The sequence below is a fragment of the Paenibacillus sp. MAH-35 genome (genome assembly GCF_058135425.1).
In genome coordinates this window covers 1-26970 of sequence record NZ_JBYUPU010000028.1, presented here as the reverse complement: position 1 = coordinate 26970, position 26970 = coordinate 1, and the positions used below count along the sequence as shown (strand labels likewise).

Sequence of the window (26970 nt, the reverse complement as noted above, 5' to 3'; positions counted from 1 at the left end):
CGCGCCTATAGCGTGCCAGCAGCCTGACCGACCCATGCGGCCAGCTGTTCGGAAGGGACCGTGTCCCCTTTGCGCAGCTTCAACGTTTTTCGTTCCGCAGGGCCTTCGAACATGCCTTCCGGAAGCTCCAACGCGGCGGCATTAAAAATCGTGAAGCTGACGGCGTCTTTCGATGTCGAAATGACAGCGGCATATTTCCCGTTTTTCAGGAAATGGGGTTTCTTATACTGAATACGTTCAAGCGCATCGGGGATCGCCTGGTGGACAACCTCGCGTAGAGAAACGGACAGTTCGCGGTGCCACGGTTCTTTTAAAGCCTCAATAAAATCGGTTACTTCTGGATTCATCCTGCACAACTCTCCTTTATTTCATGGGATTAAAGACGTTCTGGCAGCGGCTGAACCATCTTCTGGAGCATATCGAGCTGGTCCTGCAAATCGGCTTCCATCGCCCGGATTCTTGGCTCCCGCCACGCATCCGCAGGCTCTTCGAGTCTCCGCAGCTCGATCTCGTACTCGCCGGGGCCCGCCGGAACCGGCATCCGGAGCGCCCAGTTCAGCGCCTCGTCCTCCGACTGCACCTCGATCAGGGCATATTCCGCCATAAGCGCAGTATCGGTTGGAAAAGGGCCGGTCTGCAGGCTCGGCTCTCCTCCAAGCGCGGAATAGGTGATCCTCACTCCGCTTGTGCTGGGCCGCAGCTCTTCCGCAGCAAGCAGCACACCGGCTTGCGCCATCGACTGCCGGCACGTCTGCCTGGCCTCGGCATACTCCCGGCTGGGCTCTACCCCCGCCTCCGAGTACCCCGTCGCCTTGATCATCAACATAAATCGCATTTTGGTCCCCTCCTTCCGGGAAAAGGCTTCAGGCGGTAGTGGCCGCCGACTCCGACTCTCTTCCCTTTGCTACTACGACGAACGGGAACCCTTCAAATCGACAAGCAACTTAAAAAATTATTCGGTAGGAGCGGATCGGCATTCCTCCGCCCGGTTCAGCAATAACGCTCGTTCGCGCTCATTCCGTGTCATCGCTGCCGCACGCTCGAATTCCGCGTAGGCTTCGGCGTTCCGCCCCAGCTTCGCCAGAAGATCGCCGCGTACGCTCGGCAGCAGATGATATGCTTGTAAGGAAGGCTCCTTATTCAGCCTGTCCATGATCTGCAAGCCGAAGGCCGGACCAAACGCCATCGATATTGCCACCGCCCGGTTTAATTCGACGATCGGTGAAGGCGCGACCCGCGACAGCGCCTCATACAAAGCGGCTATACGAGGCCACTCCGTCTCGGCCGCACTCCTCGCCTGTGCATGACAAGCGGTAATCGCGGCCTGCAGCGAATAAGGGCCGAGCGGCCGTCCGAGCTTCCGGCATCGTTCCAAGGCGGCCAAACCGCGGCGGATCAGCAGCTGGTCCCACAACGCGCGATTTTGATCCATCAGCAGAACGGGTTCGCCCTTGGCGTTCACCCGCGTTTTCAGCCTTGAGGATTGAATCTCCATGAGAGCGACGAGCCCATGAACCTCCGGTTCATGAGGGGCGATCTCGGCAAGCACGCGTCCCAATCGGAGCGCCTCCTGACAGAGCAGCGGGCGAACCCATTGATCTCCCGATGTGGCCGAATAACCTTCGTTGAACATCAAATAAATCACTTCGAGCACAGCGGACAGCCGGTCCTGAAGCTCCTCGCCCGCAGGCACCTCGAAGGGAACACCTTCGCGGTTCAACGTTTTCTTCGCACGGACAATCCGCTGGGCAATCGTCGATTCGGCGGTGAGGAACGAACGGGCGATCTCATCCGTCGTGAGTCCGCACAACAGACGAAGCGTCAGGGCGACCCTCGCGTCCTGCGACAACACCGGGTGACACGTCATGAAGATCAGACGAAGGAGATCGTCGCCGATCTCCTCGCCTATCGCTTGCTCGATATCTTCTTCGGTATACCCGTCCACCGTGCGGGCGATCTCCGCGTACTTCTGGTCGCGCAGCTTCGTTCTGCGGAGAAGATCGATGGCGCGTCTCTTAGCCGTCGTCATCAGCCAGGCGCCCGGATTGTCCGGGATGCCGCTAGCCGGCCACCGCTCCAGAGCGATGACCAGAGCGTCCTGGGCCAGATCCTCCGCCAGACCGACGTCCCGCACCATTCGCGTTAACCCGGCGATCACCTTTGCCGACTCCATCCGCCAGATCGCGTCGATCGTTCGGTCGGTACGGGAGCGGTTCACGCTTGTTTCTGCTCCTGAACTTGCTGGCGAAGCGTCGCTTCTTTTGCCCGCGTCTCGGGATCGGCCATCAAGTCCTCCACCTCGAATACCTGTCTGAGCTCAATCTCTCCCTGTCCGTAACCGTGAGGGTCCGGCATGCGAAGCGCCCATTGGATCGCTTCCTCCCGCGATTTGACCTCAATCAGCGTATAACCCGCGATAATCTCTTTCGTCTCGGTAAAAGGACCGTCCACCACCTTCGGCTTGCCACCGGGTTCCGGGTACGAAATCCGGATTCCGTTCGAGCTGGACATCAAGCCGTCGGCCGCGAGCAGCACGCCGGCTTTCACCAGCTCCTCATTGTACTTCTGCATCGCTTCAATCAGCTCCTGGCTCGGCATCACGCCCGCTTCCGAATCGGTCGTAGCTTTCACGATCATCATAAATCTCATCTTCATTACCTCCCGCGTTTTGTTGAGCCTCGTCCACCCGTTACGATTGCCCGGGGACATCGGCTTCTATCTATACGACGAACCGATGATACCTAAATCGACAGCCGCTGTTTCTTGATTCCTACCCTATAGGTTCGGCAGCCAAAAGCCAAGTTCCTGTCGCACTTCATTGCAGCCTATACCCTGGAGGCTTCAGCGTGGAAGCGGGCCGCAAGAGCCGACACCCACCCGAAAGCTACCACCCCCGCACTCCCCATAATGACGCCCATCCAACTATTCATTCCCATGCCCGATATAATCAGCAAAGGAGCAAGGCAGGCCGTCGCGATCGAGTAAGCTTGCCATCCGCGCTCTCCCCGTGCCGCAAAGCGGCGGGCAAACACGATACTTGCCGCAATCAGGCAAATAAAGGCGGTAAAGAAAGCCAAAGAATGCACCGCTGCTTCTCCGCTCATCGATGTCGGCATCCCTTCCGGGGCACCGGACGGAAAGCCGAGACCCGGGTCCGGGCGAAACATCCCCGCCGCCATCATACCGACCCCATAGATTCCGATCAGCAGCGCCCCCCACGTCCCGCCTCTGCTCCCCCGCAGGAAACTGCGAATCCCGACGGCCGCGAGCACAGCGAGCAATCCGGTGAGTATGAAATTAGAGCTCTGAATCCACCCCATCTCCCCTAACGTTAGCGTGCTGATCGCGTGACGCCTAATATCGAATCCTGAGCGGGTAATCACTTGAGCGATCGCTGCCGCATAGAACAGGGGCGCACTGATCACCCCGCCGGCCAAAAGCAACCTAATTACGTTGGTATGACTCTCTTTTGCGTATGTTTTTTGCATAAGAATCCATCCTTTCTTCTCTCATTTCGCAGCGCCAGTATCGCCCTTAAAAAATGCCGCCAGTTCCGCCGCAATCCTCTTCGCATCGAGCTTCTTCGTGTGCCCCAGTCCTTTTTTGCTAAGCAGCTGTGCGTTCGGGAGCACGTCCGCGAGAGCTTGAGCGCCGCGGCGCAGCGAAAGCGGACTCTCCGTCCCCTCCAGCACCAGCGTAGGCATCGTGACACCGCTCCGTAAGCGGGCCGGCAGCGGTTTCCCGTCCATATAGCCGTCCATCAAGGCCGCATCGTAGGGGAGCGTGTGCGCGACGGCCATCAGCTTCGACCATACGCCGGGCATGAGTCGCATCATACCGACTACAAACGAAGGCGCACCCATCCCTTGAGTCATAAAATACTTGATGGCCTCCGCCCGGCGGTCTGCCGCGATATGCCCGGTAACCTGCTTGACGAAATCCGCCGGAGGTTTACGATCCGCCGCGTCGACTACGAATGGCGGCTCATGCAGCGCCAGTTTCGTAATAGGCACCCCTCTCGCCGCCGCTTGAAGGGCAAGAACGGCTCCGGAAGACAATCCCCAGACGTAGGCCGTGCCGCCGGCTTCATCGATCATCGCCTGAAGATCCTCGATCTCGCGCTCGATCGCATAGGGCATCGTGTCACCGCTGTCCCCGCGTCCGCGCCGGTCGTAGTTGTACACCGTGAAGCGCTCCGACAAAAGGTTCGCCAGTTGCACCTGCCCCGGGAATTTCCGGTAGCTGAACGCTCCCGCTACGAGAATGAGCGCCGGGCCTTGGCCGACCTGATCGTAGGCAATTTTGGTGCCGTCTTTGGAAGTTACTGTGTTCATTTTGTATATCTCCTTTTCGCTATGTTCATGATGGATGGGCTGTGGCGGAATGCTGCAATTTCCGCGCCTTTATAAAGACGACGAACAGCTTAAGACAAAATCGACACTGTCGATAAAAAAAATTAGAAAAATATGATTAGGTCTCCATTAACAGTCCTTACTTATTCTATAAAAGGAAAGATAGCGAAGGAAGAACCCCTCGCTATCCTCGGAAAAGACGACTAATTACATTGGTACTGTAACCATCGAATAAATATTTCGTGCTTCCGTTTGGTGGTAATTATTCGATCCGTTTTGTTTGAAGCTAATTTGCGTGGAACCTCCGCCATCCAAGTTGATGGCCATTGTGCAACCAAATTTATCCTTCATCACCGTACGCACATCCCAGATTGTACAACCCTTGGTGCTATCCCAAAGGTTACTTCCGTCGAAGATTGCGCAAAGAACAACTTTATTAGCACCCTTATACCCGATTGCGGTTCGCGGTCGGTTGGAAGTTAAGGCTGGAGGTGTTTCGTCGCCGATCAGTGTGTTAAACTGGGATTCGGTCAGAGTAGAACCAACGTAAAGGCTAATACCACCAATTGCCCATTTAATGTTCGAAATATTTACCGTGTAACCGTTATGAGAGATGTTATTATTCGAATCAAACTGAAACACTTTTTTCTCAAAAAGAAACGTTCCATCTGGCAGGTTATTATTCAGTTTTATCAGTGTCCCACGGCCGGCTGAAACGTTCCACTGATTCATATGCCCGGCATAACGAACACTTGCTCCACCATTTATAGCGATCCCTGTCAAATCCCCAGTTCCCATATCGAAGAAGGTGCCGTTTACTCCATAGTAACCCGAGCTTCCGCACGTTTTTGCCCCAACATTTCGAACCGTAACTTCATTCATGTCAGCTTCCAACCATTTCAAATGAAGGGACTTTCCGTTCGCCGTATAAGCACCGTAATCATAGGTTGCTGCCATTATTGATTCACCTCGTTTTTGGATTTGAAATTAGAAGGGCCCTTTCTAATCTCATTTAGAACGCTACCGCTTATCGTTCTGCTTACTAAGGTGAATAAACGTCTCTTTTATACAACCTTTTTTAATTATTGAAGTCTTATATATGGAAGTACCAATGAGGAGAGTGATGGCAGATGAAAAATGGATTTAATCGTCCGATCCTGCTGATGTTGTTCATACTGGCCGGAATGTTCTTATTATCTGGATGCACCGAAGATAATAACTTGTCCTCGCCTTCAACTAAAGAGATACAACTGCAACAGCGAATCGCTGAGTTGGAGAAGCAACTGGCAGAAAAGCAGGTGGATGAGGGGCCTAAATCTGCAGAGGGTTATTCGGAGGAAATGGAAAGAAATAAGCAGTTGCTTGCATGGTATGAAGACACTCTTACCAAACTTACCCGTACACCGAAACCGGAATATGAAATTATAAATTCAACGGGAATCGAAAGCGTTGTGTTCGTAAAAAATGCACCGAGCGATTATGGGGCCCGGGGTATATTCCTTATCCGGCTGGCACTTGAGTTTCCTGAAGGCGAAGAGGTCGCTTTTTGGCGTGATCTAAACGCAGCAAAAGAATATGCAACTAACGGAACTGCTAACGAGGGTGAGAAACAAAAGCATATGCTTGGCCAAATCAGTCAGATAAATGGAGAGTACGTCTTAGAGCAATTCGGAAGCACCTCCGGACCGGCACATATACGTTTTGGTAAATTTAAAAATTAACGGAGTAACAGCGAGCCGCCTTTCAGGAAACCTGAAAAGGCGGCTCGTTTGTTCTAGTTGCCGATTCTATCCGGACAACTCGCACTGCTAAAACAAGTTGGTTTCTATTTGGCATAAGAGTATTTCCTAACCACCTTTAATCCTAATCCCTCTTCACCCTCCCCTCTCTCGTACATTTCTTACTTTGAATCGTAGTTGATTAAGGGTGATCAAACCTGACGATAAACTCCCACCTCCATCAAACTTTACAATATTTACATTTATTTCTTGGTAGGGTGATATTTAGTATTTTATTAATAAGGAACGTATGTTCCCATAAAATTTTGGAAGGAGGTTGTGTTTTCGAATTTATTATCACTTTATTTTCCAAGGGAGGGGTTATTATGAATAATCGAGCGGATTTATTGAATCAGTTTTCTAGACACTATGAATGGTCGCTGATCAAATACATTAGCTCAACCATAAAATTCAGCGCCATTGATTACTATCGAAAGAAAAGACGAGATGAAAAATTTATTTCTTTTCCTATTTCAAGTGACACTGAAAATTTATTACTGGATCAATCCTGCTTGTCTGACAACTTCTTAGGTGACGGATTTTTGGAAAACGACGATGTCTATAAAGCACTATCCCGGCTTACCGAAAGGCAGAAAATCATACTATACCAGTACTACTTTGAAGGGTTTAATGATACGGAAATTGCAAAACATTTAAAGGTTTCCCAACAAAGTGTTTCAAAATCGAGAGCTTCGGCATTAAAAAAAATGAGAGGAATGATAGAACATGGACGAGACTAATCAGTTCGCATACGCTATCACTGCAATAGGTAACTTCGGCTTCCCCATTGTTATTACTTCCTACCTGTTGATTCGGTTTGAAAAAAAGCTTGAAGCATTAAATCATACGATCCAACAATTAAATCAATTAATCTGTGAGCAAACAGAAAGGAAGTGAACTTTCAATGAGTCTGATCCACCTGATGGAACAAGCTCAACACGGTAATAAAGACGCTTTGTTTGAGATTATTAACAATTTTAAACCAGCTATATTAAAAGAAGTCAGAAAAGCCAATCCGGTGGATAAGGACGATCTCGAACAAGAAATCGTAATAAAAGTCATTAATGCTGTCCTATCCTATAAAACAAAACCAACCTATACACCAACTTCCACATTAAACTAGCCAATTTATTGGATGAACGGAAGCTCCTGTTTAGATATTACCGAAGTTGAATTACGGTCTAGGCATCGTAACCTTCAAGCGATTTCTTTATTACGATGCCTTTTTTGCATTTACCATCTTTCATCGAAATGACCATTCTCAATCCCTTCTATCTCCCATAGTATAAATATACATCCCTTCCTTATAGCGGTCACTCCGATTTTTCATTTCGGTTTCGGACGGGCACATCTACAATACTCAGCTGAATCCCATTTTCACACTGGATCTACTCTATATATTTCCTTTGTTTCACAACTTTTTCTCCGGTATTTGCGTTTATATTACATACGGGGTGGAAGGGGAGGAAATCGTGCTCTTAAGAGGAGTTATCGTCTCATTCGTTGCCACAACAATACTTTATTTCTTATTACCAATTATTTATATCGATCCTGTTCGCTGGATGAATTATTCTAATTCAGTTTCTGAATGGCATATCCAATATATGCTAAGAATGATGGTTGCCATGATTGTCAGCATCCCTGCAGGGGTAGCTTTCGGATGGAAACGGAAAATGAAAAAGTTGTGGTTCATCGGATATTTGTTAGGTGTAATTCTCACGCCGGTCATTATAGGATTAAGCTATATGGTGTATTTTTACTTTGCCATTGCTCCTTAATAGTAAAGAGCGAAGAACTTCATCTTACGAGAAGCTCTTCGCTCTTTAACTTTTTACGATTTATTAATAAGAATGACGATATTCCAAATTTTTCGGCCGTCACCATCCTCAACAAAGATGTTTACATTATCATTTTTCAAGCATCGCATTTGTGCGGATCCGCTTCCGTCAAGGAAAATACCATCGAAGCATCCTTCACTTGTTAGATAACTCCTACACGCATAAAGACTCGAAACACCTTTTGAAATAGTAAGAAATGCATAGTATTGTCCACCGCTGATTTTAAGCCCCAGACACGATCTTGCAGTATATGCAACATTAGGAAAGAGTGCGGTCCAATCTTCAGATGCGTGTACGGTATCTTTCCATGTCGTATCGCTAGTAATGCCTAGGGACAAGCTCCCTCCACCAATCATTGCTTTGTATCGATGGTTATGCCCAAGCTGGTTTTTTACATCATCGATGGACGTTGCCCGTACGATCCCTGCTTTTAAATTGTAATTGTCAAAGTAGTCCTCGAAAATAACTACGGTGCCACGAGATTTATTCCCGTACGCGTTAGTTGATCCATGGTCTCCATAGATGCTGCTCCAACCAATAGAAAGGGATTCTGTCGGCGGATTGCTATAACCATTCCCGGGATAGAAGAAGCCGCCATTCATTCCGTAATCATTGACAGCTGTAATGTTATCCGAGATCTTCCTTGTAGTAATATTGGAAACTGGAGTCACAATGTAGAAAGAAATCGGTGGTTTCCTTAAATACATGATTAATCGCCATGAGCATTTCCCTCCAACTATTTGATTTCCCGACGAGATAGATAGCCCTCCTGTTTATCTCGAACAGTCAGGTATCGGCCGGTTACTAGTAAAGTGTTTAGAGGGTATCCGGCAACAACCTTTTCGAAAAAAAACGTTAAAAACGCAAAAACAAAACAGCCCGGAAGCATAAGCTCCCGGGCTGCCTTGTCTGCAATCACCTTTACTTAACCAGCTTAGATAAAACCTGTATCGCTTCCGCGCGGGTCAGCTGCCCTTGCGGGACGAACTGTCCGCCGTCGCGGCCGTTCAGAAGACCCAGCGCTGCTGCGTGCCCAACCGCGTCTCGAGCCCATTCGCTCATCTGGTCCGCATCGGCAAACGAAGTCCCGGCGGACGCGCCGGTAAGCTTGCCGGATTGGTACTCGTAAGCGCGAACGAGGATGACGGCCATCTCCTCCCGGGAGATCGTCCGGTCCGGGGCGAACGTCCCGTCGTCGTAGCCTCCGATCAGACCGGCCTTGACCGCCGCCTGAACGGCGTCTTCGTACCAGCTGTCCGCCGCTACGTCTCCGAAGGAAGCGGCGCCCGGCGATGCCGGCAGCTTCAAGCTTCGCGCGATCAAGGCGATGAACTCGGCCCGCGTCACGTCAGCATCCGGAGCGAACCGGTCGTCGCTCACTCCTTCGGCGACCAGCTTCGACGCCATCGTTTGAATGACCTTCGACGCCCAGTGAGTACCGGCCACGTCGGTGAACGTCTTATTCAACTCCAGCGCGATATACCGCCCCGGTTCGGTTACTTGCGCAGTCAACACGCCATTCGCCAGCTGCCCGCCGACATATTCCAGTTTGCCGTCCTCGGACAGGCGATACAGATGCGTCAGCTCCGGCCGCCCGCTGCCCTGGACGTTAACGGACACGACGATCGGCTCGGCGAATTGCTCCAGCCGGATCGTTCCTTGGCTCGTCGCCGCTGTAACCTGCACGTCCATCCATGCCGACCGTGCCGTTACTAACGCATGCCGCTGCTCGCCGATTTGCTTGACCGCCTGCGACGTTAACGTCTCGTCCGCTTTGGCCAGCGATACGTTCACAGACTGTATCCCGCCCTGAGACGAACCGGCCTTCTGCTGCAACTCCGCGAACAATGGCGAAGGCAGCGACAAGCTCGCGTGAGGAGCGGCGATCGTCAGAAGTCCTTGCTCTTTAAGCAGCTCGGCCACGTTAGCCGGCAATTGCACCTGTTCCGTCTTCTCCTGCACGTTCACCTGCAGAGAGCCGTTGCTTTGCGGGATCAGATCGCTGCTGCCGACAACCCGCGTCTTCTCTCCGTCATCTCCAGGGGAAGGCTGTTGTCCCCCTCCGATCGGCGCGCCAGGTCCGGCCGGCGGTGTCTCCGTTTCATTCGGCTCCTCCGTCGGAGGCGTCGTGCCGTCATCCTTCTGCTCCCACACGATCCGGTACACCCGTGTCGATTTGCCGTCGGTGCCGACGACCGTTATTTTCGCTTCCTCCCCGCTTTCTTCCACCTGAACGGCTGCCCCCGGCTGAGTCGCCGTCGCTTGAACCGTATCTTTGGAAGCCGCAGGAAGCTTGTAAGTTGCAATTCCCGGGGAGAACCCTGGGACCCCCTCGCCTTTCACGGTGAGCGAGGACAATGTTGCATCGGTCTGCGGTACGGCGATCCGCGCCAGGTCGGTTCCCGCATCCGGCGCATAATAAATGCTGCCGTCCACCCCGATCGACATGCTGTTCAAGAAGTCATTCACAATAATTTTGTACTGCAGCGTCTCGGGATCGATCACAATGATCTTACGCGCCAAAGTCGTATACAACATGCCGTCCGGCGCCCAACGCAGATGGTAAGGCAGCCATTTGCTCGTGTTGTAGGAGCTCGGGCGGATCATTTTGCTCTTCACAATCTGCTTGGTCGTCACGTCCATCGCGAAGATCGTACCGTCCACGACTCCCCACAACAGACCGTCCGGACCGAACGAAATCTCGCCGATCATCTTCGGCGTTTCATCGATGCCCGGGATGTCGAGTGCGAACTCGTCGATCTTCTGCCCTTTTTCCACGTCCCAGACGAACAGTTTCGCTTCCGGCTCGGACGGATCGACGCCCAGCCCGCCCCAGACCGACGTCCCGCCGTACAGCAGACCGTCCTTGTACGCCAGTCCGATAATACTCTGGTTGCGGACGACTTGTTCGTGATCGTACTGCGTCCACTTGTCCGCCTTCTCGTCGTAGATCGCGAGCGCGCCTCCAAGATAGCCGTAATCCGGCACCGTGCCTACGAACAGCTTGTTATCCCCTGACGTGATCGCGAACGGCCGGTCCTGATGCGCGATCTTGTACTCGTAGTTCGGATTCTGGTTCATCACAAAAGGCTTCGTCGGGTCATAGCTGTACATCACCGCCGATACATACGTACCGTAAAACACCCGCTCGCCGAGAAACCCGATCCCCTCCGGCTGTGCGAAGGCCGAGACGTTCAAGTCGATCTGCTTCGTAAACGGGTTGTAGATGCTCATCCCGCGCTGGTAACCGCCGAAATAGAGACGGCCGTCGAAGCCTACCTCGAACGCCTGAATCCGCACCGGCTGCGGATCGATCTCCAGACTAACGAACGTTACGCTGCCATCGGTTGGATCGTACCACATATACTCGCCGTATTGGGTGACGATCGCCAGTACCGTTTGCCCGGCTTTGGCCCCGCTCGTCAGCTTGATCCAGGTCATATCCTTGACGCGTGTCGTATCAGGCAGCGGGTAAGACAGCTCGATCCGCGTGGATTCGTACGTCGTCAGGTCGAACCGGTACAGGTTCGTCAAATATTTGTAGTACATGTACTTCGGATTGGCCGGGTCCGGCTCGGAGATCATGTTGCTGTATTGGAAATTCGCGAGGACCTCGCCTGTGTTCTTATTCAGCACGACCATATTGATCGTACTGACCGATACGAACAGCAGATCCCCGATCACGAACACGTCCGCGACCGGACCGCCGGGACCGCCCGAATGACCCGGAATCGGAACCACTTCTTGCGCGCCGGTATGACGGTTCACTTTCAGCAGCTCGATCGTCGTCCCGAGGCCCGCATACACATAGTCGCCGTCCACCGCGATCCCGCGCACGTACTGCTGCCCTTGCTTCAGAATGCCATAGTTGCGGAACGTCTTGTTCGTGATGTCGTATTCGAATAGTTTGCCGCTCGAGGTGCTGTTGTACGTGCCGCCGTAGATTTTGTCGTCGATCGCCTCGAGATCCCATACCCAGCCGTCGGCCGTGTTGTAGCCGAGGTTCTCGAGCTTTTTCTCCGCAGGCAAGTACCGGTACAGCATCCCGTCCTTCGTCCCTGCAAAGTAGACGTTTTGGTCCGAGCCGACCGTCATCGCCCAGGTCGCTTCCGTATTCGGGATGACCTGGCTGAACTTCCGTTTGCCCGTCTCCGCATCGACCACGTAGAACGTACCCGGCAAGCCGTTGGTTACGAAATAAATCTCATTCTCGCCGAGCGCATTCGTCTGGATGGCGCCCGCTTGCCCCAGGTTCACGTTCACCATCGGCCCGATCGCCTCGGGAGCCGGGTACTCGCGATCCAGCGGAACTTCCGGCGGCGCCGCCGTTACGCTGATGTCGTCCATATAAGCCTCCGTTTCACTCGGCTCGCCGGAGTACAACGCGATCCGGGCAAAAGCCGCTCCCGCCGGAACCGTCGTATACAGCCGCATCGCCGACCATTTATTCGTCCCCAGCGTTACCGAGCCGAACAACCCTTCATCCGTGCGGAGATGAGTCCCGTTAGAAGAATAGTAGTAGATTTGCGGGATAATATTATGCGTCTGACGAATGACATACACGTTCGTATTAATCGTCAGGCTGCTGCCCGGATTCACCTTGAACCGGTCGCTCATGATACGGAACCCTTCCGTCGCCGAGCTGTCTTTGAAATACAAGCTGGACGCGCCGTCCAGCACCGGAGATTGCGCCAATTGGGCGGTCCCGCTGCCAAGCACGATTTCCCAGTTCGGGATGTTGCCGCCGACCAGCGGCGATTCGAAGCTCGGATTAGGCAGCGTATCGGCTACTACAGGCGCGGTGCCGGCGCGCTCAATCTGAACGTCGACGTCGTCCACATAAGCGACCGTCTGCGTCGTTCTGCCGCCGCTAAGCGCCACCACGACATGCGCCGCGCCTTCCTTCACCGTATACTCGCCTTTTACCTGCACCCATCTGCCCGTCCCGATCACAGCCGCCGTCGTAGGGACGCGCAAGTACGAGTCGGTTACGCCGGTCGTCGTCATCTGGGCATTGTAGCCGGTGAATTCCAGCCCGAAGTTCAAGCTGATGTCCACTCCGTATACGTATGCGGTCACCGTCACCTTGTCGCCCTTGGACACCGCAATCGGATCGCTGGATACCGTTAAGGAAGCGTTCGTATCCTTGTTGCGGAAGTACAAGCTGGACGCGCCCGACCGGACGACGGTCTGGTTCAAATTCACATACGTGTCCAGCACGTTCGCCGCCGTCGTCACTTTCCAGCCCGGCAGCGTCCCGTCCGGATTAGCCGCCCGCTCGAAGCCCGGGTTCAGCAAATACGGATGATCCGGTCCAGGCCCTGGCCCAGGTCCGGGTCCAGGGGTGTTCGCACGAACGACAGATACCGCCACATCGTCGACATACGCGACCGTCTGCGTCGTTCTGCCGCCGCTAAGCGCCGCGACGACAAAAGCCGCGCCTTCCTGTACCTCATACTCCGCGCTGATCTGCACCCATTTCCCTTTACCGATCACAGCCGCCGTCGTAGGAACCCGCAAGTACGAGCCGGTTACGCCGGTCGTCGTCATCTGGGCGTTGTAGCCCGTGAACTCCAGCCCGAAGTTCAAGCTGATGTCCACCCCGTACACGTAAGCGGTTACCGTCACCTTATCGCCCTTGGATACCGCGATCGGATCGCTGGATACCGTTAACGAAGCGTTCGTATCCTTGTTGCGGAAATACAGGCTGGCCTGGCCCGAGCGAACCGTGTCCGTGCTCAGGTCCACCAGCGTATCCTGCACCGTCGCGGCCGTCGTCACCTTCCAGCCGGGAAGCGTACCGTCGCCATTGCGGCCCAGCTCGAAGCCGGGGTTGAGCAGCTGCACCGGCTCTGCGGTTGCAGCACTGGCTTTTCCTGTCCATGGAGAAACTGGGAACGCTCCCAAAACAATCGATAAAGAGAGAAACACCATAAATAATTGCTTGTACACTCGCTTGCTCATACCATCACTCCCGTAGCCTGAATGGGTTTATCGCGGCACATCTCCATACTCCTGAGAACGCTTGCGTAAAACACCCTGCGCTGCTGCTCTGTTGCTCTCCAATCCTCTCAAGCGGACAGTCCGTGTTTGGATCGATCGAACGAACGAAATGGTTTGACGCTCCTCCCTATGTACTGTATCATATCTGTATCATATGTAAGTGATTTTATGACAGGACCCGGTGCTTGTCAACTGGCAGTTTCGTTCGGTATGATCGGAGGACGAGACCAGATTTTCCCGGAAAAGAGGTTCCCCATTGTCAAGCAAACCTAGCCGATCGACCTTTCGGGATCGATTGAAAGATATGGTGGATAGCCTGCGGCAGCAGATCGAGAGCGGACAGCTGGAGCCGGACGCCTACCTTCCGGCGATCCCGCAGCTCAGCAAGCAATACCAGCTCAGTGTCAATTCGGTGCAAAAAGGGCTGGAGCAGCTCGTCCAGGACGGGCTGGTCGAACGGATTCCGCGGGTCGGGATTCGGGTGAGAGCGCTCCCCGGCGGGCAGCAGCCGGTTACTTTATCCGTCGGGTATTATCCTTCGATGGCAACCGATATGGATCTCCCTGCGTTGATCGGGCAATTCGAAGCACACCATCCGCACATTCAGGTACGGCTCATCCCGCTGCAATTTTACGATTATCTCGAGGTCGCGACCTATTATCTGGAGAACAACATCGTCGACGTGATCGCGATGAACTATATCAACTTCGGCCAGTTGGCCGAGAAGCTTGCTCCTATCGGCAGCTACTTGCTGCCGCTGCGTCCGGCGGAAGGAATCTACGACTATTTGACCCCTCCTTTTACCTACGAAGGGGAGCTGTACGTGCAGCCGGTCATCTTCTCGCCGGTGGTGATGGCTTATAACAAGCGGCACTTCGCAGAACTCGACTGGACCGCCCCGCCCCGGGAATGGACGTGGAGCCGGTTTATGGAGTTGCTCCATCAGTTGGAGCAGGGCGACAGCGGCAAGCTCGGCTTTTACTTCTACCCGGTGACGGATAACCGCTGGCCGGTCTTTATGCTGCAAAGCGGCTTGACGTTTGGGGAGCTGGACCCCCGGCACCGGGAGGAACAAACGGCCCGGCTGATGGACAGCATCCAGAGCTGCTACGACCTGGTCCACCGCCAGCGCCTGTTCTCGCTCTTGCTGTCCGAGCACGACATCCACGTCGAGCGCCTGTTCGCCGAGCAGAAAATATCGGTCATCATGACCACCTACTTCAACCTGAACAAGCTGCGCGGCACATCGGTCGAATTCGATCTCGCCCCGCTGCCTTACGTGAACGCGCCGAAGACGCTGCTGCTCTCGATCGGCTTCGCCATCAATCGGCACACCCCGAACACTGAAGCGGCCGAGCTGTTCATCCGGCACCTGACCTCAGAGGCCACCCAGCGTTACATGCGCACCCGCACCTACAGCATCCCGGCCCTGCGGCAAGCGGCTGAGCAGCAAGACGACGAACCGCAAGAGGACGAGCAGCAAGATAACGAGGCTGGCGGAGCCGGCATCTACCGCCCGGACAATTACAGACTCTTCAAGGAACTGGAGACGAGCTACAGCTTGCTCACCGACCTGCACATGAGCCAGGAGCAGAAGAGCCGCCTGCAGTCGATCTTTGCTTCTTACTTGATGGGGATCGAGACGCGGGAATCGACGGAGAAGCGGGTTGGGGAGTTTTTGGATGGGTTGGGTGGGTAGAGATCGGATATCAAAATGATTAAGCTTCGTAAACTCTAATCACGCTCTGCCGCTTCGCAACGTCCGCCGGGCTGGGTCTCTATTCTTGGAGACGATTACGGCTGGGGAAATGTCGTTGAAGAAGCGGAGAACGTCTCCTCTGCGCCGACCTATTCAAAGGCTGCAACCGCATGAACCAACGCTGTCAACTGAGTCTATAACGTCTCTGTACTGAGCGTAAATCCTTCGATTACGGCATCTTCGTCGATCTCAATCAGGATGCATCGTTTCCCTTGATAATTCACCTGTCTCACATACTTTAAATCCTGCGGGCTGACCGAAATCGAGGCTACCTTTGTATCGATCTTAATCGATTTTGAAGTGAATTTCGGCATAACGCTGCTTGCCTTCATTTCATAGTTCCGATCGTCGACGATCGTTTGAAACGCGCGTTCCACTTTTTCCGTCGTCACGTTCTCTATGCCGCTTACGGTCAGCACACGTTCCACCTCTTTATAATCCAACTTCGGGGGTTCTTCCTCATCTTCGTTGGTTTCGATTACCTGGTGGATCTCCTCGTACACCTGTGCGAGAGTGGCTACGTCGAGTTGTTCGCCCACCACTTCCTTCACGATGTCTTCGAAAATAGCCCTCTCTTCCATGGCCGTCATGGATCTTTCGGCATTTAAGACCTGTTCGATGAAGTGCTGATCCGGATAATTCGATTTTGCCGTACAATACAGAATGCGGTTCACATCGGAATAGTTATCCGTCACGCTAGGATAAAAGAACCCGTGCTCCGGCGAACTTAACTTGATAATCGGATCTACAATGACATTGTACTTAAATTCCCTCTCCACATAATCGAACAAGAGGGTTTTCTTTTGCTTCTCCGTGGAATTCACGCTGCATAGAATGAACGGATTCGCGAACAGTTCGTCCTTCCCGCTCTCTTCGGCTTCTTCATTTCTGCCCTTGGTCGGCCGGAAATACTGTCCACGAATGAACGTGACTACTGTATCCTGTTCATACTTGGCATCCACCAACATTTTATCCACCAACAGCAGCATCAGGTCCTTCCATTCTTCAGGATCGCCTGTCACCAAACCTTGGTGAAGCAGCACTCGCGTTGGATCCTCTGCTTCCTCCTGAAACTTCAACTCGAACAATTTCTGATCCAATTCTCCGGTCAGCAGTTTTTTGAAATTCCCCATATACAGCTCCTGCTTCTCTCGATCCACCAGAGCAAACGCCTGGCGCTCCCAATGATAGACCTCGTTGCTATCCTTCATAATATACACGTTGAGAATGTCGTCAATAGTCATCATATCGTGATCCAGCTTAAATTGCTTGCGTATATGCGCGATTTCTTTCTTTATCATGATTCGCTAGACAACTCCTAAGAGTAAATTGGTTTTATCAGTATAAACGATATAACAGCCCTTCGCTAGGAGGGCTGTTAATGTTACTTCTCTTCAGTTCCGTTCCAAACCAACACCGCCACACACTCCACATGTGTGGAGTGCTTAATATAGATAAAATATTAGGGGGCAGCTTAAGCCCCTAGCAATAACGGATTTTTGAAATTATAATGGATCGATTATAATGGATCGTAATACTGCCGTCCACTGCAATTTCAATCCGTTCGATCAATCGTTGAAAGAGTTCACGAAGCATTGCCTCGTCTGTGATTTCTAGACTTGCAAACCTACTAATCTCCTCTTGGAACTGCTTCATAATGTCTTCGTTATCCTCTTCTTGGGATATGACCGCCTCCAGTTCCTTTGCCCTTGTTTCCAATTTCTGAATGTCGGAACTTTAATGTTTCATTGCTCATTTTGAATGTTTCCTCATCAAGCGTTTTGCGGGTCAAGTGACGAACTAACTCCATCTGTTCTTGTTGTAATTATTTAAGATCCTTCTGAATCGTTAGTAAATCACTTTTAGCCTGAGACGTTTTCACCCTTGCCTTCTTCAAAGCAGAATCAACAATTGAATCACAATTGAGCACGTTGCCGGACAATTGCAGCATGAGCGAATTCCCCCCAGTTCATTAATTCTTGAACCGGGGGGGCCACTTTATACATTGCTCTTATCTTGAAATATTTTTTTATCAAAAAATAAAAGGATGGTGAAGAGAATGATGCCTAACAACAATATCGATGCTGACGTAATAAACGTAATCATTGTAAACGTGTTCTCCATCTTATAGTACAGAAGCATACTGAGCGGCATAAGTCCGCCACCAATCAGACTGGACCAAGCATGTAATTTAGCTGTTTTTTTCATGCCGATCTCTTTAAATACATAATAGAAAATACCGTATGCAAAAAGAGTTAACCATCCGACAACTAGAATATGGGCGTGACCCGGAACCATTGTATAGTCTTTTCTCCCCGCTATATCCGATCCGAGCATTGCGCCAATCAAAGCATATACTGCCGAAATGCGAATTAACCATTTACTGTAAAACGCCATGTTGTTCTCGCTCCTTTTCAAAGTTCATTCCTTAGGCAATGTAATCAATACACAAGTTCCAACGTCAAGCTCACTTGACACTTGAATGCTCCCCTCATGTAATTCAATAATTTGTTTAACAATCGTCAAACCAAGACCTGTGCCTTCTTCCGTTCTAGAAGTATCTGCTCGGTAGAAACGATCGAACACATGTGGAAGCTCGTCTTCTTTAATACCTATCCCGGTATCTTTGAATTGAATGGTCACGTAAGGACCGCAATCTTCATTCTCGATTTGTATGGAACCATTCGGTTTATTATATTTTAATGCATTAGTAAATAAGTTATCCCATACCGTCTCTAATAAGCTCTTATCACCCTGATAAAGTACAGGAGATATTTTGTAGTAAAGCTCAATCCCTCTTTCTTGGATCCTCCATAGATATTTCTGTGACAAGCTTTTGAGCTGCACATCCAACGAGAAGGACTCCCGCTTCAATCTACGGTTTGACTGATCTAATGAAGTAAGAAGCAACAGCTGTTTCGTTAAAATCGATAGTCGTTTGGCTTCTGTTTGGATGACCAAAGAATAAGCTGATCTTTCTTCTTCTGTAATCGTCTGAGCCCTTAATAAATCCGCATAACCTTGGATGTTGAGAAGAGGAGACTGAAAATCGTGCGACACATTGCTAATGAACTCTTTACGTGACTGATCGTTCTCCTGTAATTGCTTCGTCATTTCATTAAAGCTCTCGGCAAGCTGTCCAATCTCGTCTCTTCGATCAATCTCAAGCATATGATTGTATTTTTCCTGCGAAATTTGCTTCGTCGCTTCCGTGAGCTGCGTAATCGGGCGAATAAGCCGCTTGGCTACGATGAGCATCGCAAGAAGACTAATGACAGCCATCGATACAATCATTCCAGCAAAAATGATATGCACTTCTGTAACCAGCAGATCAATATTCGGTCGCAGGAATAATCCAAAGTTCTCGCCTTCGTATTTAAACGGCAGACCCACTGTGTTTTCAAGCTCATTAGCAAACATTCCGCTCATAAAGATGTAGCTCGGGAAGTCTTTCATTCCGTGATAGATGTTCCCATTAAATACAGATAACTTCGTTGATTCCAGTAAATCTTTTACTTCAAACTCACTCCCAAAAAAATGGGAATAGCCCGATTCGCTTGCAACGTAGAACTGATAGCCGACCTGACCAAGCGAAGATAAATAATGCTCCATATTAACATTTTCATTCGTTTCAATAAACCTAGTAATTTCTTGAGCAATTGCTACATGCTTCTGATCATTGAGCTCCTCAGTAACCTGATAATAGTACATATTCGCCAAGAAGAAGGCGACAATCGTACTCAACAATATAATGAAAATAGTGGTGACGAAAAATTGCCGATAAAGTGTTTTCACGAATTATGAACCTCTAGCTTATAGCCAACACCACGAGTCGTTCTGATTTCGATGTTAGCACGAAGATGAGTTAGACGTTCGCGAACTCGCATCATATGAGTATTCAACGTATGATCATCACCTTCATAGTCATGCCCCCAAATTTGCTCCATAATCGTGCTCCGCTCAACGACATGATTCGAACGACTTGCCAATAAAGCGAGTAATTCAAATTCCTTTAACGGCATGATAACGGAACGCTCACCCGTCGACACTTCAAATATTTTACGGTTAATGGTTACGTTACCTATTTGAATGATCGATTGATATTCCTTTTCATACCTTCTTAATATGACTGCGATGCGAAATAGTAATTCCTTCGGTTCGAACGGTTTCACCACATAATCTTCCGATCCCGCTAGGAATCCTTTTGTTTTGTCCTCTAGTTCGCCTCTTGCTGTTAGGAGGAGAACAGGAATACCGTAGTCTTGACTTAAGATTTTAGTTAATTCAATGCCATCCATACCGGGCATCATAACGTCAACGACTGCCAAATCAGGTACTTCCTTCTCCAGAATATCTAATGCTTCTGCTGCGTTATTTGCTTTTAGCACTAAGTATCCTTGGCGTGCTAGATGAATGCTTACAAGTTCTAAGATGTTTTTGTCATCATCAATTACAATGATTCTCAGCTGAATCCCCCCCATGCAGAGGCTGTATACATAGTCTCTGCATTTGTCAGATTACTTATCCTTATCCTTCTCGAAGAATAAGATTACCGCTGGTAACAGCATACCACGAACTAAGAAGGTATCCATCAGAATACCGATGGCAACGATGAAACCGAAAACGAACAAATCTGCGATGGGCATCGTCATTAATGCTGCGAACGTTGACGCTAATATTAAACCAGCCGATGAAATGACACCACCCGTGTTACGAATTGCAACTTCTAATGATTCCTTCACTTTACGTACTTTACGTTCCTCTAAGAATCGTGACACTAGAATAATATTATAGTCGATGCCAAGAGCGACTAAGAAAATAAAGGCATACACAGGAACACGCGTACTTACCGCATCGTACCCGAATAATACATCAATTAGGAATATACCGAGTCCTAATGCAGATACGAATGAAATCAGAATCGTAGCCATCATGTAAGCTGACATTCTAACCGATTTGGTCAATACGAACAATAATACGAGTATTAGTAACGTTTCAAGTACAACGATCAACCATATATCGCGGTTATTTACACCACGTTCATCAACTAATTTCGGTGTAACACCACCATAATGAATTTCTCCAGATATGTTAACATCCGCTAACAAGTCTTCGCTACCATTAATTAGCTCTTTGATCAAATCGATCGCTTCTACCGAATAAGGATTAAAATCAAGCGTCATGCTATATTTTAGAGCGGTACTATCCTCAGTTACACCAATCAGTCTAACAGACGCAACGTTATCCTCATCAATAAATCTCGAACTAAGCGCTTTGATTTGATCTTCTGATATTGCTTTATCGCTTGTTACCAAGATCGAAGTCGGTGCTAATTCCCCTTTTTTATATTGGGCTTCAACAATTTCATATCCTTCACGAGATGGTAAGTCTTTCGGGAATGATTTCACTGTATCGAACTCATAATTTAAGTTAAATACATTCAGTGCTGTCACAAGCATAATAATCCCAACAAGTCCACCTGATAATCCTGGCTTGTTTACTACAAACTTAGCCACAGGGCCCCAGAAACCATGCTTCGCTTCTTTGGATATACCGAACTTAGGTACCTTTGGCCAAAATGCTTTGCGACCGAATAATGTGAATAATGCTGGTAATAGTGTGATCGATGCTAACATTATAATTGCCATCGTTGTACCGAAAATAGGTGCAAAATTCTGGTAATCACGGAAACTTGCAAAGAATAAAACAAGCATGGCTGCGAATATAGTACCGCCTGCAAGGAATACTGGCTTACCTGTAGCACGCATAGCATGCTTCATAGCATCGTACTTGCTTTCGTGATGATTCAACTCCTCACGGAAGCGCGAGAATACGAATAGGGAATAGTCAATAACGGCTGCGAACAGCAGAATACTCATAATCGAGGTTGTCGAGTTATTAATTTCTAACCCCCCTGCCCCCATTAAGCCAATGACCTGGTTTGTAACTTGGTATACAATCGCTGTTGCTAATAATGGAATGAGCGCTAATAAAGGTGAACGGTAAATAACGATTAGAAGCAATAAAATAATTCCGATCGTTGCCATTATTAACACAAAATCCGCTTGCTCAAAGAGCTTTAACGTATCGCCCACAATACCAGCAGGTCCTGTTATTCGAAATAGGGTATCAGTAAATCCTTGCGCTGCTTGGTTTCCGATCTCTGCAACTTTATCAACGGTTTCGCCGATCTGACGACTGTCAGCAGCGGCGTCTAATGTCATCGGAATAATCATTGTTGATTTGTCTTCTGATTTAAAAGATTCTAACGCTTGAGGCGGCAGATTGGCAATATTAATGATTTCGTCTATGCCCTCCACATCAGCAGCTAGAATCGCATCCATTATTTCTGCTACTTCGTCCACATTTATTTCCCCGTTTTCATTATGAAAGACGAGAATCCCAGGTGTACCCTGATCGTTTGGAAAAAACTGTTCGAGCTTTTCGTTAGCAATGATGGATTGTGCTTCGTTAGGTAATGACTGAAAGTTCGTCACTTTGTAGTCACTTAATTTGGGTCCAGCACTTAAACCAATCATGAGGACAAGCCAAACGATAATTGTAATCCACATGCCCCTCTTTGTCGAAACCCAATCTGTTATTGACTTTAATAGAGTATTCATTATTCCTCCTTGATTTCGGAATCATCTATACGAATGAACCTTATAGTCTACGTATTGCATTGTATTCTTTTCATATAAACTCAAAATAAACTTTTTGAAATATACTAAGTTGAAGCTGTTACGAATTCTAAATAAACCTGCATGCGCCGCCCCACGAATCCGGTTGTATCGAAGACCCATATCTTTAACCACAACTTTATTTAACGGTTAAGACATCAACAGCCGTGGTCAACATCCACGGCTGTTGTAATAATTCTATTCACCAACTAAGTGATAAACTAATGGACATCTCCACTCTCCACCTTTACCACTATTTTGTAATACGGTTCATCGTTTATTAGCTTGAGCAATACTGTCACATCTCATCTATTCTTTCAGCACTATCAATATTAGACACTCCACATGCAACGTATGCGGGATCTTTTTCTTTGGCATGCTTAATCTAGAGCGCGAACTTAAAGTTTTCTTTAAGTTTCACTAATGGGCTAATCTACCATGATAGAATTGAAAATCGACATCATTCATCATACTTAGGAGGAAAACGCTATGAAAAGGCGAATAGTCTGTTTGTTGTTAGCGTTGCTACTGAGCTTGCCCCTCCCTGCTGCCTACGCAGCAAGCGAGGGTACAAAGTCAGATATCCAAGGGCATTGGGCGGAGAAACAGCTGGCGGATTGGATCGGCAAAGGACTTATTCATGGTTATGGGGATGGCTCATTTAAGCCGGATGGAGCGATCACAAGAGCAGAATTCATGGCTCTGATGAACCGGTCGTTCGGGTTGAATGACAAGTCAGAAGTGACCGTTAAAGATGTAGATCCGCAAAATTGGGAGTACGAGCAGGTCGCAATCGCTTTGCATGCCGGGTTTATTAGCGGCTATGACGATGGCACGATGAGAACGGGCAATAAGGTCACACGCCAGGAAGCGGCTGTGATGATTGCTAAGCTGCTCAAGCTGGACACTTCCGCGAGTGCCGATCTGAGCAAATTTACAGACGCCGCTCAAGTTCCCGATTGGAGCAAGGCAATGATTGGTGCAGCTGTTGCTAAAGGGATATATAACGGTTATGACAACGGCACGCTTGGATACGATAAAATGATGACTCGCGCCGAGGCGATCGTCATGCTTGATCGTGCGTTGGGCGTCAAAGTCACAGTAGTATATGATAAAGCAGGCGCGTACGGACCTGAAACTGGCCATGAGACGATTGTTGGCGACGTTCTTCTTAACGCTAGCGGAGTGTTACTAAGAAACGTGACGATCAAAGGCAATCTAACCTTTGGCGGGGAGATTGGCGAAGGCGAAGCCATGATTCTAGGCGTTAAGGTAGACGGAGATACTTTCATTCGCGGCGGAGGCTTGCATTCTATCTATATCGTAGAATCGGATCTTGGCGAGGTTGAAGTGAATAAGCCATCTGGTGATGTTAAAGTCGCGATAGATGTCCAGAGTAAAATAAATCATATTATGATGTACACCAATACGACAATAACACCTATAACTGCAGCAGAAGCGAAGGCAGCAGTATCACCAAAAATCGCTAAGAAGCAAGAAGTAAAAGTATTAGCAGTTGCACTTCCACCTGCTGCAGCAAGTGAAACAACTACAACAATTTCAACAGCTGCAGCAGGTGGAGCAAGTGCAGGAGTTGGAGCAGCGGCAATAACGACTCCAGTTGTAGTCGCTGCTTCTGTTGGAGCAGATGCGAGGGCTGCAATTCAAGCTGCCTTAAATCAGCTTAATGTTACCGGAAGTAATTCCCAAACGAGTGTAACAGGCGATGTCAATAACCTTAATGTTACCGGGAACGATGCGAATGTCACGATAATAGGTAACATAAGTCAAGTTACTATTTTCGGGAACAATAACACAATTGGGAGTCAAGGTGAGATCGGGAACATTACCACTGCTCCTGGCTCGTCGAACAATACGTTGAGTGTAGTCGATGGGGACGGCAATACGAGGAACTTTCCATTAACAAGCGGATCAACTTATACAGGCGTTAGCTCTACGAATCCGCCTACTAATACTACGTCTAATACTAGTACTAATACTAATACTAATACTAATACTGATACTAATACTGATACTGATACGACTCTCTCCATGCGGGATGCGAAGGCGGTAGGCGCGAAGAAGTTTGAAGTGATGTTCAATAGGAGCATCGATCCAGCAGCGATTCGTCTATCCGTCTCAAAGAATGGCTCTCCTATAGATTTTCAAGCCGTCCCGGATAATGAGAAAGTCTACTTGAACCTCGCTGAGAAATTGACGGACGGAACATACACCGTGACCGCAAGCTACACCGATTCGTCAGCAGTCATAGGTTCAAAGAATGTAGATGTATCTGACGAGAGAGTGGTTATGATTTCTTTTGTTAAGAGTAGGGATACAATTTCCAAAGGGACTCAGATCGGCATTATGGTGGATGCTAAAAATCAGTACGGCGAGTCGATGTCAAATCTGTCCGGATTTGAAGTAATCAGTACTGTTCCTGCTACAATTGACTCCAATCGTAAGATCGTTGTCGTGGATACTTCGTCCGTGTCCGAGCTAAAGTCAATTCCGATTACAGTGAGGGATACGGCTAGCCAAGTCACAGTCACTAAAAATTTCCAAGTCTTTCTGACTACGTACGCCAGAGATATAACGTTCAGAGGTTCGCTTCGCCTAAACGGGCAAGAAGTCTCGCAAGCGAACTGGAAGCATACTTACCATATAAACTTCGATTTGTATGATCTATACGGCGATCTGATGCTATATCCCTTACCACCGTACATTGGTGAAATTACTATCATTGGTGATAATCAGGCTGGGATCTCCGCCGGATCGCTCGCCGCAGCACCTGCCGGTGAGCCCGGTACTTTATCGCTGCCCCTCACGTTAGGTAATGATGGTCCGGAAGGCCCTTATACCTTCACGCTAGATATAGGTCATGGAACCGCCGACCACACTTTCTATGTCGGCAACTCGCCAGTACAGATTCTCGCGACACCGACAGCCAACCCTGCTAGCGGAGCCGTCGTGTCAGGTACGCAAGTAGCACTTAGCGCAACGGCTGGCGCAACAATCTACTATACGACAGATGGCAGCACGCCGACCACGTCCAGCACGCCGTATACGGGACCGATAATCATTACGAGCCGTACAACGATCAAAGCCATCGCCGTTCAGCCTGGCTCGGAGAATAGCTCGGTTGCGACATTTGAATATACGGTCGCGATGCCCATCGTTTTGCCAGACTCGATTTCACCTTTGACTAAAGGACAACTCTATACCGGCACCGTAGCGAAGCTGTCTGGAGGAACGGGAGCCGTTACTTATGCAGTGACGAATGGAACACTGCCTGCGGGGCTGACTTTGGATTCAAGCTCGGGAGCAATTACCGGAACTCCAACCGTGAGCGGCGCGTATGACTTTACGATCAGCGCGACGGATTCGGCAACGCCTCCGGCAACAGTAACTAAGCAATATACGGGTACGATCGCGCCGTCTGCCCCGACCTTGACGCAGCTGTCATCCGATCCGGTCAATGTTACGTTGACGGCAGCCGGTGCGACAGAGGCGCTCGTCATTACGGCGGGCTTCAATGACCACACATCGCTCAACGTAACCGGAGTGGCGCAATATGCGAGCAACGACCCGAGCGTTGCGACGGTCAGTAATACCGGCGTCGTGACAGCGGTCGCAAACGGAACCACGAACATCGCCGTCACCTATGGCGGCTTAACGAAGAACGTGCCGGTGACGGTGACGATCGCACCGCTTGCCCCGACCTTGACGCTTCTGACATCCAATCCGGCCAATGTTACGTTGACGGCAGCTGGTGCGACATATGCGCTCGTCATTACGGCGGGCTTCAATGACCACACATCGCTCAACGTAACCGGAGTGGCGCAATATGCGAGCACCGACCCGAGCGTTGCGACGGTCAGTCATACAGGCGTCGTGACCGCGGTCGCAAACGGAACCACGAACATCGTCGTCACCTATGGCGGCTTAACAAAGAACGTGCCGGTAATGGTGACGGCATCGCGTCAATTGGTGTCCATCGACGCCTGGTTGTCTTCAAACCCGCTGAGAGTAGGGGCGACAACTAACCTCTTAGTCTTCGCGGACTTTGACGACGAATCGAGGGAAGACGCGACCACTTTGGCGACGATTGAAATTGAAGATCCGGACTTAGCCACAATCGATGCCAATGGCTTCCTTACGGCGCTCAAACCGGGCAGCACGAGAATTATAGTGACGTTCTTATCCAAGGAATTTATTATAGACGACGTCACTATCCTGGAATAGCCCGCCTGTCAGCCTCCGATTCCATCGGGGGCTTTCTTTTTTTTGCTACCATCTGTGTGATCGTAAGAAGTTCATCGTCTCGCTCAGCCTGCCCCTCTTTTCGATCTTTAGGTTTGATTGGGATGACAATCGCTGTATTGTGTTAGCGGCAGTCGTTGTCAAAATACCAACCTTAACGCTAAGTTCGCGCTTACAACGCAGTTCTGGCAACCAGCATATATCCGGCTCCCCGAATCGTAATGATTCTCTCCGGATTGGCAGGGTCAGCCTCGATTTTTTTGCGCAAATTACTGATGTGTACGGCGACCGTTCTCG

Annotated in this window: 22 protein-coding genes; 7 read left to right on the top strand and 15 right to left on the bottom strand. The window is 49.8% G+C overall.

Translation table 11 applies throughout. The features are described from left to right. Positions 1–5: 5 nt before the first annotated feature. From AC3Y2E_RS23985 to AC3Y2E_RS23955, 7 genes are all read right to left on the bottom strand, one after another. Positions 6–347 (bottom strand): DUF1801 domain-containing protein, encoded by a 342-nt coding sequence (locus AC3Y2E_RS23985; protein ID WP_379214894.1) that lies wholly within the window; start codon positions 345–347, stop codon positions 6–8. A 29-nt stretch (positions 348–376) separates the two neighbouring features. Next, positions 377–835 carry a YciI family protein gene (locus tag AC3Y2E_RS23980; RefSeq protein ID WP_190927400.1) on the bottom strand — a complete coding sequence of 153 codons (459 nt, stop codon included), beginning with the start codon at positions 833–835 and terminating at the stop codon, positions 377–379. 117 nt (positions 836–952) lie between these two features. Further along, positions 953–2173 carry an RNA polymerase sigma factor gene (locus AC3Y2E_RS23975; RefSeq protein ID WP_379214991.1) on the bottom strand — a complete coding sequence of 407 codons (1221 nt, stop codon included), beginning with the start codon at positions 2171–2173 and terminating at the stop codon, positions 953–955. A gap of 41 nt (positions 2174–2214) precedes the next feature. Further along, the gene (locus AC3Y2E_RS23970; protein ID WP_379214891.1) at positions 2215–2649 is read right to left on the bottom strand and encodes a YciI family protein; all 435 of its coding nucleotides are present in this window, start codon (positions 2647–2649) and stop codon (positions 2215–2217) included. Between the two features lie 176 nt (positions 2650–2825). Continuing rightward, a complete protein-coding gene (locus tag AC3Y2E_RS23965) occupies positions 2826–3488 on the bottom strand; it encodes a DUF998 domain-containing protein (RefSeq protein WP_379214889.1) in 663 nt (220 codons plus the stop codon). Positions 3489–3509: 21 nt separating this feature from the next. Beyond that, entirely contained in the window at positions 3510–4334 is an 825-nt protein-coding gene (locus AC3Y2E_RS23960; RefSeq protein WP_379214887.1) for an alpha/beta fold hydrolase, read from the bottom strand. A gap of 225 nt (positions 4335–4559) precedes the next feature. Then, on the bottom strand, positions 4560–5309 hold the full coding sequence (locus AC3Y2E_RS23955; protein ID WP_379214885.1) for a phosphodiester glycosidase family protein: 750 nt from the start codon (positions 5307–5309) through the stop codon (positions 4560–4562). Positions 5310–5482: 173 nt separating this feature from the next. Here AC3Y2E_RS23955 and AC3Y2E_RS23950 point away from each other — a divergent pair, with 173 nt between their 5' ends. The 5 genes from AC3Y2E_RS23950 (at position 5483) to AC3Y2E_RS23930 (ending at position 7908) form a co-directional block, all read left to right on the top strand. Continuing rightward, entirely contained in the window at positions 5483–6073 is a 591-nt protein-coding gene (locus tag AC3Y2E_RS23950; protein WP_379214882.1) for a hypothetical protein, read from the top strand. A gap of 383 nt (positions 6074–6456) precedes the next feature. Next, complete coding sequence (locus AC3Y2E_RS23945) at positions 6457–6870, top strand: sigma-70 family RNA polymerase sigma factor (RefSeq protein WP_379214880.1); 414 nt, start codon at positions 6457–6459, stop codon at positions 6868–6870. After that, a complete protein-coding gene (locus tag AC3Y2E_RS23940) occupies positions 6857–7027 on the top strand; it encodes a YvrJ family protein (RefSeq protein ID WP_379214877.1) in 171 nt (56 codons plus the stop codon). Before AC3Y2E_RS23945 ends, AC3Y2E_RS23940 begins: the two co-directional genes overlap by 14 nt. 7 nt (positions 7028–7034) lie before the next feature. Further along, on the top strand, positions 7035–7253 hold the full coding sequence (locus tag AC3Y2E_RS23935; protein ID WP_379214875.1) for a helix-turn-helix domain-containing protein: 219 nt from the start codon (positions 7035–7037) through the stop codon (positions 7251–7253). Positions 7254–7602: 349 nt separating this feature from the next. After that, a complete protein-coding gene (locus AC3Y2E_RS23930; RefSeq protein ID WP_379214873.1) occupies positions 7603–7908 on the top strand; it encodes a hypothetical protein in 306 nt (101 codons plus the stop codon). A 53-nt stretch (positions 7909–7961) separates the two neighbouring features. Here AC3Y2E_RS23930 and AC3Y2E_RS23925 read toward each other — a convergent pair whose 3' ends face one another. After that, positions 7962–8675 (bottom strand): hypothetical protein, encoded by a 714-nt coding sequence (locus AC3Y2E_RS23925; protein ID WP_379214871.1) that lies wholly within the window; start codon positions 8673–8675, stop codon positions 7962–7964. 214 nt (positions 8676–8889) lie between these two features. Continuing rightward, the gene (locus AC3Y2E_RS23920; RefSeq protein ID WP_379214869.1) at positions 8890–13932 is read right to left on the bottom strand and encodes an S-layer homology domain-containing protein; all 5043 of its coding nucleotides are present in this window, start codon (positions 13930–13932) and stop codon (positions 8890–8892) included. A gap of 295 nt (positions 13933–14227) precedes the next feature. Between AC3Y2E_RS23920 and AC3Y2E_RS23915 the strand changes: the two genes are divergently transcribed. Continuing rightward, positions 14228–15670 (top strand): extracellular solute-binding protein, encoded by a 1443-nt coding sequence (locus AC3Y2E_RS23915; RefSeq protein ID WP_379214867.1) that lies wholly within the window; start codon positions 14228–14230, stop codon positions 15668–15670. 194 nt (positions 15671–15864) lie between these two features. Here AC3Y2E_RS23915 and AC3Y2E_RS23910 read toward each other — a convergent pair whose 3' ends face one another. The 5 genes from AC3Y2E_RS23910 to AC3Y2E_RS23890 form a co-directional block, all read right to left on the bottom strand. Continuing rightward, positions 15865–17031: a DUF4317 domain-containing protein gene (locus AC3Y2E_RS23910; RefSeq protein WP_379214865.1), complete on the bottom strand. Its 1167-nt coding sequence runs from the start codon at positions 17029–17031 to the stop codon at positions 15865–15867. Between the two features lie 697 nt (positions 17032–17728). Continuing rightward, the gene (locus tag AC3Y2E_RS23905) at positions 17729–18127 is read right to left on the bottom strand and encodes a hypothetical protein (protein ID WP_379214863.1); all 399 of its coding nucleotides are present in this window, start codon (positions 18125–18127) and stop codon (positions 17729–17731) included. A 24-nt stretch (positions 18128–18151) separates the two neighbouring features. Next, positions 18152–19525, bottom strand: a complete 1374-nt coding sequence (locus AC3Y2E_RS23900; RefSeq protein ID WP_379214861.1) for a sensor histidine kinase — start codon at positions 19523–19525, stop codon at positions 18152–18154. Further along, positions 19522–20196 carry a response regulator transcription factor gene (locus tag AC3Y2E_RS23895; RefSeq protein ID WP_190927436.1) on the bottom strand — a complete coding sequence of 225 codons (675 nt, stop codon included), beginning with the start codon at positions 20194–20196 and terminating at the stop codon, positions 19522–19524. The genes AC3Y2E_RS23900 and AC3Y2E_RS23895 overlap by 4 nt, the downstream gene beginning before the upstream one ends. Positions 20197–20247: 51 nt before the next feature. Then, entirely contained in the window at positions 20248–22353 is a 2106-nt protein-coding gene (locus AC3Y2E_RS23890; RefSeq protein WP_379214859.1) for an MMPL family transporter, read from the bottom strand. A 546-nt stretch (positions 22354–22899) separates the two neighbouring features. Here AC3Y2E_RS23890 and AC3Y2E_RS23885 point away from each other — a divergent pair. Further along, entirely contained in the window at positions 22900–26655 is a 3756-nt protein-coding gene (locus AC3Y2E_RS23885; protein ID WP_379214856.1) for an S-layer homology domain-containing protein, read from the top strand. A 190-nt stretch (positions 26656–26845) separates the two neighbouring features. Here AC3Y2E_RS23885 and AC3Y2E_RS23880 read toward each other — a convergent pair. Then, the coding region (locus AC3Y2E_RS23880) for a winged helix-turn-helix domain-containing protein (RefSeq protein WP_379214987.1) at positions 26846–26970 on the bottom strand (125 nt) is incomplete at its 5' end.

Excerpts from the sequence above, each read along its gene's own strand:
- AC3Y2E_RS23940 (WP_379214877.1), top strand. The coding sequence starts at position 6,857 with ATGGACGAGACTAATCAGTTCGCATACGCTATCACTGCAATAGGTAAC.
- AC3Y2E_RS23955 (WP_379214885.1), bottom strand. The coding sequence starts at position 5,309 with ATGGCAGCAACCTATGATTACGGTGCTTATACGGCGAACGGAAAGTCC.
- AC3Y2E_RS23925 (WP_379214871.1), bottom strand. The coding sequence starts at position 8,675 with ATGTATTTAAGGAAACCACCGATTTCTTTCTACATTGTGACTCCAGTT.
- AC3Y2E_RS23970 (WP_379214891.1), bottom strand. The coding sequence starts at position 2,649 with ATGAGATTTATGATGATCGTGAAAGCTACGACCGATTCGGAAGCGGGC.
- AC3Y2E_RS23950 (WP_379214882.1), top strand. The coding sequence starts at position 5,483 with ATGAAAAATGGATTTAATCGTCCGATCCTGCTGATGTTGTTCATACTG.
- AC3Y2E_RS23960 (WP_379214887.1), bottom strand. The coding sequence starts at position 4,334 with ATGAACACAGTAACTTCCAAAGACGGCACCAAAATTGCCTACGATCAG.
- AC3Y2E_RS23890 (WP_379214859.1), bottom strand. The coding sequence starts at position 22,353 with ATGAATACTCTATTAAAGTCAATAACAGATTGGGTTTCGACAAAGAGG.
- AC3Y2E_RS23980 (WP_190927400.1), bottom strand. The coding sequence starts at position 835 with ATGCGATTTATGTTGATGATCAAGGCGACGGGGTACTCGGAGGCGGGG.
- AC3Y2E_RS23965 (WP_379214889.1), bottom strand. The coding sequence starts at position 3,488 with ATGCAAAAAACATACGCAAAAGAGAGTCATACCAACGTAATTAGGTTG.
- AC3Y2E_RS23885 (WP_379214856.1), top strand. The coding sequence starts at position 22,900 with ATGAAAAGGCGAATAGTCTGTTTGTTGTTAGCGTTGCTACTGAGCTTG.
- AC3Y2E_RS23975 (WP_379214991.1), bottom strand. The coding sequence starts at position 2,173 with ATGGAGTCGGCAAAGGTGATCGCCGGGTTAACGCGAATGGTGCGGGAC.
- AC3Y2E_RS23905 (WP_379214863.1), bottom strand. The coding sequence starts at position 18,127 with ATGGCGTTTTACAGTAAATGGTTAATTCGCATTTCGGCAGTATATGCT.
- AC3Y2E_RS23920 (WP_379214869.1), bottom strand. The coding sequence starts at position 13,932 with ATGAGCAAGCGAGTGTACAAGCAATTATTTATGGTGTTTCTCTCTTTA.
- AC3Y2E_RS23985 (WP_379214894.1), bottom strand. The coding sequence starts at position 347 with ATGAATCCAGAAGTAACCGATTTTATTGAGGCTTTAAAAGAACCGTGG.
- AC3Y2E_RS23935 (WP_379214875.1), top strand. The coding sequence starts at position 7,035 with ATGAGTCTGATCCACCTGATGGAACAAGCTCAACACGGTAATAAAGAC.
- AC3Y2E_RS23945 (WP_379214880.1), top strand. The coding sequence starts at position 6,457 with ATGAATAATCGAGCGGATTTATTGAATCAGTTTTCTAGACACTATGAA.
- AC3Y2E_RS23910 (WP_379214865.1), bottom strand. The coding sequence starts at position 17,031 with ATGATAAAGAAAGAAATCGCGCATATACGCAAGCAATTTAAGCTGGAT.